The sequence below is a fragment of the Methylibium sp. genome (assembly GCF_013817365.1).
Lineage (GTDB): Bacteria > Pseudomonadota > Gammaproteobacteria > Burkholderiales > Burkholderiaceae_C > Methylibium.
On the sequence record NZ_JACDCU010000223.1, the window covers coordinates 1 to 6,453 of the forward strand.

7 protein-coding genes are annotated in these 6,453 nt (G+C 67.0%); 6 read left to right on the forward strand and 1 reads right to left on the reverse strand.

The window, feature by feature from the left end:
• Nucleotides 1-164 precede the first annotated feature (164 nt).
• Entirely contained in the window at nt 165-881 is a 717-nt protein-coding gene (locus tag H0W38_RS13685; protein ID WP_292454955.1) for a GntR family transcriptional regulator, read from the reverse strand.
• A 125-nt stretch (nt 882-1,006) separates the two neighbouring features.
• Here H0W38_RS13685 and H0W38_RS13690 point away from each other — a divergent pair, with 125 nt between their 5' ends.
• From H0W38_RS13690 to H0W38_RS13715, 6 genes are all read left to right on the forward strand, one after another.
• Entirely contained in the window at nt 1,007-2,257 is a 1,251-nt protein-coding gene (locus H0W38_RS13690) for an aminotransferase class V-fold PLP-dependent enzyme (protein ID WP_292454958.1), read from the forward strand.
• Nucleotides 2,258-2,399: 142 nt separating this feature from the next.
• The gene (locus H0W38_RS13695) at nt 2,400-3,380 is read left to right on the forward strand and encodes a TRAP transporter substrate-binding protein (protein ID WP_292454959.1); all 981 of its coding nucleotides are present in this window, start codon (nt 2,400-2,402) and stop codon (nt 3,378-3,380) included.
• Nucleotides 3,381-3,459: 79 nt separating this feature from the next.
• Nucleotides 3,460-3,981 (forward strand): TRAP transporter small permease, encoded by a 522-nt coding sequence (locus H0W38_RS13700; protein ID WP_292454961.1) that lies wholly within the window; start codon nt 3,460-3,462, stop codon nt 3,979-3,981.
• Nucleotides 3,978-5,261 carry a TRAP transporter large permease gene (locus tag H0W38_RS13705; RefSeq protein ID WP_292454963.1) on the forward strand — a complete coding sequence of 428 codons (1,284 nt, stop codon included), beginning with the start codon at nt 3,978-3,980 and terminating at the stop codon, nt 5,259-5,261. Before H0W38_RS13700 ends, H0W38_RS13705 begins: the two co-directional genes overlap by 4 nt.
• Before the next feature lie 20 nt (nt 5,262-5,281).
• On the forward strand, nt 5,282-6,061 hold the full coding sequence (locus H0W38_RS13710) for an enoyl-CoA hydratase-related protein (protein ID WP_292454964.1): 780 nt from the start codon (nt 5,282-5,284) through the stop codon (nt 6,059-6,061).
• A gap of 105 nt (nt 6,062-6,166) precedes the next feature.
• A partial coding sequence (locus H0W38_RS13715) for a CoA transferase (protein WP_292454966.1) occupies nt 6,167-6,453 on the forward strand: 287 nt, incomplete at its 3' end.

A 6,453-nucleotide genomic window follows, 5' to 3' on the forward strand; every position in this document is an offset into this window, starting at 1 on the left:
CGCATAACGGCCGCGCGAGGCCGCATCGAACAACACTTCGCCCTGCGTCTCCAGTGCCAGGCGGCGGCCCAGCTCGGCGGCTTCTGCCGTGCCGGGGCTCATGCGCCTGACGGCGGAGGGCGCAGGCGTCGGCCCGCTCAGCGCCTGTGCCCGCAGCGGCGCGTTCATGCGCGCGCCTTGCGAGGTGCTCGCGCGGCTGCCGTCTTGGCCGTGGGCTCGGCGGCGGTGCGCATCAGTTCGAGCACGGCATCGCGCTTGTGCATCAGGTGCTGAACCATCAGCGTGCGCAGCCCGGCGGCGTCGCGCGTGCTCAGCATCTCGACCATCCGCTCATGCTCCTGCACCGCGTGCAGCCACTTGCGCTCGTCGAAGTTGGAGCGAAAGCGCAGGGCCTGCAGGCGCGCGTTGACGGTGCGGTAGGTGTGCGTGAGCACGGCATTGCCGGCGGCTTGGTTCATGGCGTTGTGGATCAGCGCATTGAGCCGGTAGTAGGTGGACAGGTCGCGCCGCGTGTGGGCTGCGAGCATTTCGTAGTGCAGCGCGCGTATTTCGGCCAGCTGGGCGGCATCGATGCGCTGCGCGGCGAGTTCGCCCGACTGCGCCTCCAGGCCGGCGATGACCTCGAAGGTGTCGGCCACGTCCCGCTCCGAGAGCTGGGTGGCCACGGCGCCGCGGTTGGGCAGCAGCTCGACCAGGCCTTCGGCGGCCAGCATGCGAACCGCCTCGCGCAGCGGCGTTCTCGACACCTGCAACTGCTCGCACAACTCGCGCTCGTTGAGCTTCGCGCCCGGTGCGATCTCGCCTTCGACGATGCGCTGGCGCAGCCGCACGGCCACTTGCTGGTGCAGCACCTGACCCGGGATTGCCACGATGTCGGCCATTGACTTCCTTTGTGCCGGCTTATTTTGTATTCAAAAAAGCACCCGGTCAAACCCGAACACTACAGGTCCGCCCTCTTGACAGCAATGCTTTGTATGCAAAACTGGATGCCTTCACGGAGATGTTCATGATCGCGCTCGACCACCATCCCACCGGCCGTCATTTTTTGCAGATTCCCGGCCCCAGCCCGGTGCCCGATCGCATCCTGCGGGCGATGAGCCTGCCGACCATCGACCACCGCGGGCCCGAGTTCGCGCAGCTCGGGCTCAAGGTGCTCGCCGGCATTGGCCGGGTATTCCAGACGCGTGGCCCGGTGGCGATCTATCCGGCCTCGGGCACCGGGGCCTGGGAAGCGGCGCTGGTCAACACGCTGAGCCCCGGCGACGCGGTGCTGATGTACGAAGGCGGGCAGTTCGCCGCGCTCTGGCAAAAGCTCGCGCTGCGTCTCGGTCTGAAGCCCGAGTTCATCGCGCTGCCCGGCACCGACGCCGAGACCAGTCTGCCTGCCAGTTGGCGGCGCGGCGTGCAGGCCGAGCTGATCGAGCAGCGCCTGCGCGCCGACACCGTGCACGCCATCAAGGCCGTGTGCGTGGTGCACAACGAGACCTCGACGGGCGTGACCTCCGACATCCCCGCCGTGCGCCGCGCCATCGATGCCGCCGGGCACCCGGCGCTGCTGCTCGTCGACACCATCTCGGGTCTGGCGAGCGCCGACTACCGCCACGATGAATGGGGTATCGACGTGTCCATCAGCGGTTCGCAAAAGGGCCTCATGCTGCCGCCGGGGATCAGCTTCAACGCTGTGTCGGCCAAGGCGCTGGCGGCCAGCAAGACGGCCACGTTGCCCAAGGCCTTCTGGGCCTGGGACGAGATCTTCGAGACGAACCGGACCGGCTACTGGCCGACCACGCCCAACACCAACCTGCTCTACGGTCTTTCCGAAGCGCTCGACCTGCTGCTCGACCCGGCCACCGGCGGGCTGCAGGCGGTGTTCGAGCGCCACCGGCGCTGGGGCGAGGGCGTGCGTGCGGCGGTGCGTGCATGGGGTCTGCCGATCCAGTGTGCCGATCCGGCCGTGTATTCGCCCGTGCTCACCGGCGTGGTCACCCCCGTGGGCGTCGATGCCGACGCTCTGCGCAAGCTCATTCACCAGCGCTTCGATCTTTCGCTCGGCACCGGCCTGGGCAAGCTCAAGGGCCGCATGTTCCGCATCGGCCATCTCGGCGACTGCAACGACCTCACCTTGATGGCGGCGCTGGCCGGCTGCGAGATGGGGCTCAAGCTCGCCGGCGTCAAGCTCGCCGCGAGCGGCGTGCAGGGCGCGATGGACCACTTCGCCGCGCATCCGCAGCAGCAACCGCTGCTCGCGGCGGCGTGAGCGGACGAACGCCTCGGCCCCATCGGTCACCGGCATGCAAAGACGCTTTCTCGCCGGGCTTCGCGGTCCGACCCAGACCCCTCTTCACGACGAACCGGCTGCACCCCGAGCCGGCCCCAGCCCCTCGACCAGGAGACAAACCATGAGAAAGACCCTTGCAGCGTGCGCGATGCTGATCGCCGGCAGCTTCACCCTACCCGCCCAGGCGCAAACCGAATTGAAGCTCGGCCACGTGGGCGGCCCCGGCTCGCTGTTCGAGCTGTCGGCCAACGAGTTCGCGCGCCGCGCCAACGCGGCGCTGGGCGACAAGGCCAAGGTGGTGGTGTTCGGCTCGAGCCAGCTCGGCGGCGACCGCGAGATGATGCAAAAGCTGCGCCTCGGCACGCTCGAGTTCTCGCTGCCTTCCACCGTGATGTCGTCCGAGGTCGATGCCTTCGGCATGTTCGAGATGCCCTACCTCGTGAAGAACCGCGAGCACATGCAAAAGATCGAGAAGGACGTCGTGTGGCCGACGCTGGCACCGATGGCCGAGGCCAAGGGCTACAAGCTGCTGGCCGTGTGGGAGAACGGTTTTCGGCACATCACCACCAGCGGCAGGGCCATCGTCAAGCCGGCCGACCTGGGCGGCATGAAACTGCGCGTACCGCAGGGCAAGTGGCGCGTGAAGATGTTCCAGGCTTACGGCGCCAACCCGTCGCCGATGGCCTTGTCGGAAGTGTTCGTGGCGCTGCAGACGGGCGTGATGGATGGCCAGGAGAACCCGCTCACGCAGATTTATTCGTCCAAGTTCCAGGAAGTGCAGAAGCACCTTTCGCTGACCGGCCACGTCTATACCCCCGCTTATCTCGCCATCGGCGCGAGCAAGTGGAAGGGCCTGCCGGCCGACGTGCGTGCCATCCTCGAGAAGACCGCCAAGGAAACGCAGGCCTACGTGTACGAGCAGGCCGCCAAGCTCGACGACGATCTGCTGGCCAAGCTCAAGGCCGGCGGCATGCAGGTCAACGAGGCCGACAAGGACGCCTTCATCGAAGCCAGCAAGTCGGTCTATGAAGATTTCGGCAAGGAAGTGCCGGCCGGCGGCGAGCTGGTCGACAAGGCCATCGCGCTCGGCAAGGGCTTGTGATCCTTCGCCGGCCTCCGCACTGCGTGTCGGGGGCCGGTGAGCAAAGCCTTCTGTCTGCCTTCACGGAAAACGCCGCATCGTGTTCGACTCCCTCCGCACCACCTTCGACCGGGCGCTGACCGCCTTCGTCATCTTCCTGCTCGGCAGCCTGGCCGTGATGATCCTGTTCGGCGTGCTCTGCCGCAAGCTGGGCATCGCGGTCGTTTGGTACGACGAGGGTGCTTCGATCATGCTGGCCTGGCTCACCTATTACGGTGCCGCTCTCGCTGCGCTCAAGCGCGCCCACATCGGATTTCCTGGAATGGTCAACGCCATGCCGCCGCGGTGGCGCGTGCCGGCGGTGCTGTTCGGCGAGGTCTGCGTGATCGGCTTCTTCGGCCTGCTCACCTTCTACGGCTTCGAGGTGCTGCGCATCCTGGAGGGCGACACCATGGTCAGCCTGCCGAACGTGCCGACGCAGCTCACGCAGTCGGTCATCCCGATCGGCGGGGCGCTGTTCATCATCGCCCAGTTGCTCAGCCTGCCCGAGGTCCTGCAACAGGCGCGCGGCCGCGGCATCGTCGATGCCGAGCAGAAGGCCGTCGCCGAGGCGCTGCAATGATCGTCGCCTTCATGTTCCTGGCCCTGGTGGGCCTGATCCTGTTCAACGTGCCGATCGCGGTGGCGCTGGGCGTCGTCGCGATGGGGGCGATGGTGTTCTCCGGCGGCATGGATTCGCTGCTCAACGCCGCCATCGTCATGTTCTCCGGCGCCACGAGCTTTCCGCTGCTGGCCATTCCGCTGTTCATTCTGGCCGGCGCGATCATGAACTCGTCGAGCCTGTCGCGCCGGCTGATCGCCTTCGCCTCGGCACTGTTCGGCTTCGTCAAGGGCGGGCTGGCGATGGTCAACATCGGCACCTCGATGTTCTTCGCCGAGATCTCCGGCTCGGCCGTGGCGGACGTCGCCGCGATGGGCTCGATCCTGATCCCGGCGATGAAGAAGCGGGGCTACCCGAAGGAGTTCGCCGCGGCCATCACCTCGTCGTCGGCGACGCTGGCGGTGATCATCCCGCCCTCGATCCCGATGATCCTGTACGCGGTGATGGCCGACGCCTCGGTGGTGCAGATCTTCGTGGCCGGCATCATTCCCGGCGTGCTCGGCGGCCTGGGCATGATGGGCCTGGCCTACTGGTACGCGCGGCGCTACAACTACCCCGTGGAAGAGGCGTTCGCCTGGGCCAACGTGCGCAAGACCTTCAAGGACGCGGCCTGGGCCTTCCTGCTGCCGATCATCATCCTGGGCGGCATCTTCGGCGGCGTGGTCACGGCCACCGAGGGCGCGGCGCTGGCCGTGCTGGCCGCACTCTTCATCGGCGGGGTGATCTACCGCGAGCTCGACTTCAAGCATCTCTACGCCTCGATGATCGAAGGCGCCACGCAGACCGCCACGGTGATGCTGCTGGTGGCTGCGTCGGCCCTGCTCGGCGTGTACCTCACCGAGCAGCAGATGCCGCAGCAGCTCGCCACCTGGATGTCGTCGATCACCGACAACCGCTATGCGGTGCTCGGTCTGCTCAACGTCTTCTTCCTGCTCATCGGCCTGTTCCTGCATTCGGCTGCGGCCATCATCCTGGTGGTGCCGATCGTCATGCCGTTGGTCAATTCGGTGGGCATCGATCCGGTGCACTTCGGCCTGATCGTCACGCTCAACCTGGGCATCGGCCAGCAGACGCCGCCGGTGGCCAGCGTGCTGATGGCCTCGTGCTCGATCGCCAAGGCCGACATCTGGGCCGTGAGCCGGGTCAACCTGCCTTTCATCGGCGTGCTGGTGGCAGTGCTGATGTTGGTGACCTACGCACCGGGGATCGTCATGGCGCCGGTCGAGTACTTCTACCGCTGAGGCAACCTGCGGAGTCTGCGATGAACGAACACATCCTGATCGAACGCGACGGCGCCATCGCCACCGTCGTCCTCAACCGGCCGGAAAAGCTCAATGCGTTGACCAAGCCGATGTGGCAACGCCTGGGCCACGCGATGCGCGAGCTTTCGGCGGACGACGCCGTTCGCTGCGTGGTGCTGCGCGGCGCGGGCGGCAAGTCGTTCGCGCCGGGCAACGACATCTCGGAGTTCGAGGGCGAGCGCAGCAACTTCGAGCAGGGCAAGGCCTACGGTCAGGTGCTGCACGGAGCGCTCTCGGCGATCTCCGATTGCCGGCACCCGACCGTGGCGTTGATCCAGGGCATCTGCGTCGGCGGCGGGCTGGAGATCGCCGCGCTGTGCGACCTGCGCATCTGCGGCGAATCGAGCCGCTTCGGCGTGCCGATCAACCAGCTCGGGCTGGTCATGGCGCATGCGGAGCTCGGCGCGCTGATCAAGCTGGCCGGCCGCGCGGTGGCGATGGAGATCCTGCTCGAAGGCCGCGTGTTCGGTGCGCGCGAGGCGCTGGACAAGCGGCTGGTCAACCGCGTGGTGGCCGACGAGCAGGTGGCCGCCGAGGCCTATGCCACGGCGCGCCGCATTGCCGCCGGCGCGCCGCTGGTCGCCCGCTGGCACAAGCAGTTCGCGCGCGAGATCGAAGCCGGGGCGCCGCTCACCGAGGCGCAACTCGACGAAGGCTTTCGCTGCTACGACACCGAAGACTTCCGCATTGGCTACCAGGCGTTCTTGAAGAAAGCCAAGCCGGCGTTCGAAGGCCGCTGAAGCCGCGTCGCCTCACAAGCGCTCCACGCCGAGGTGACACTCCACTTGCGGGGTTCTCCGGCTCCTGCATCCCCGATGACCCGATCCTCCGAACTGCCGCTTCCTATGACCGATCCCATCAACAAAGGCCCGCTTGCCGGCGTGAAAGTCCTCGAGCTGGCGCAGATCATGGCCGGTCCGACCTGCGGCACCTTGCTGGCCGACATGGGCGCCGACGTCATCAAGGTCGAAAAACTGCCCGGCGGCGACGACACGCGCCGCTATGCAGAGCCGCAGGTGAACGGCGAGTCGGCGGCCTTCATGGTGATGAACCGCAACAAGCGCTCGATCGCCGTGAATCTCAAGACCGACGGCGGCAAGGAAGTCGTCAAGCGCATGGTGGCCGGTGCCGA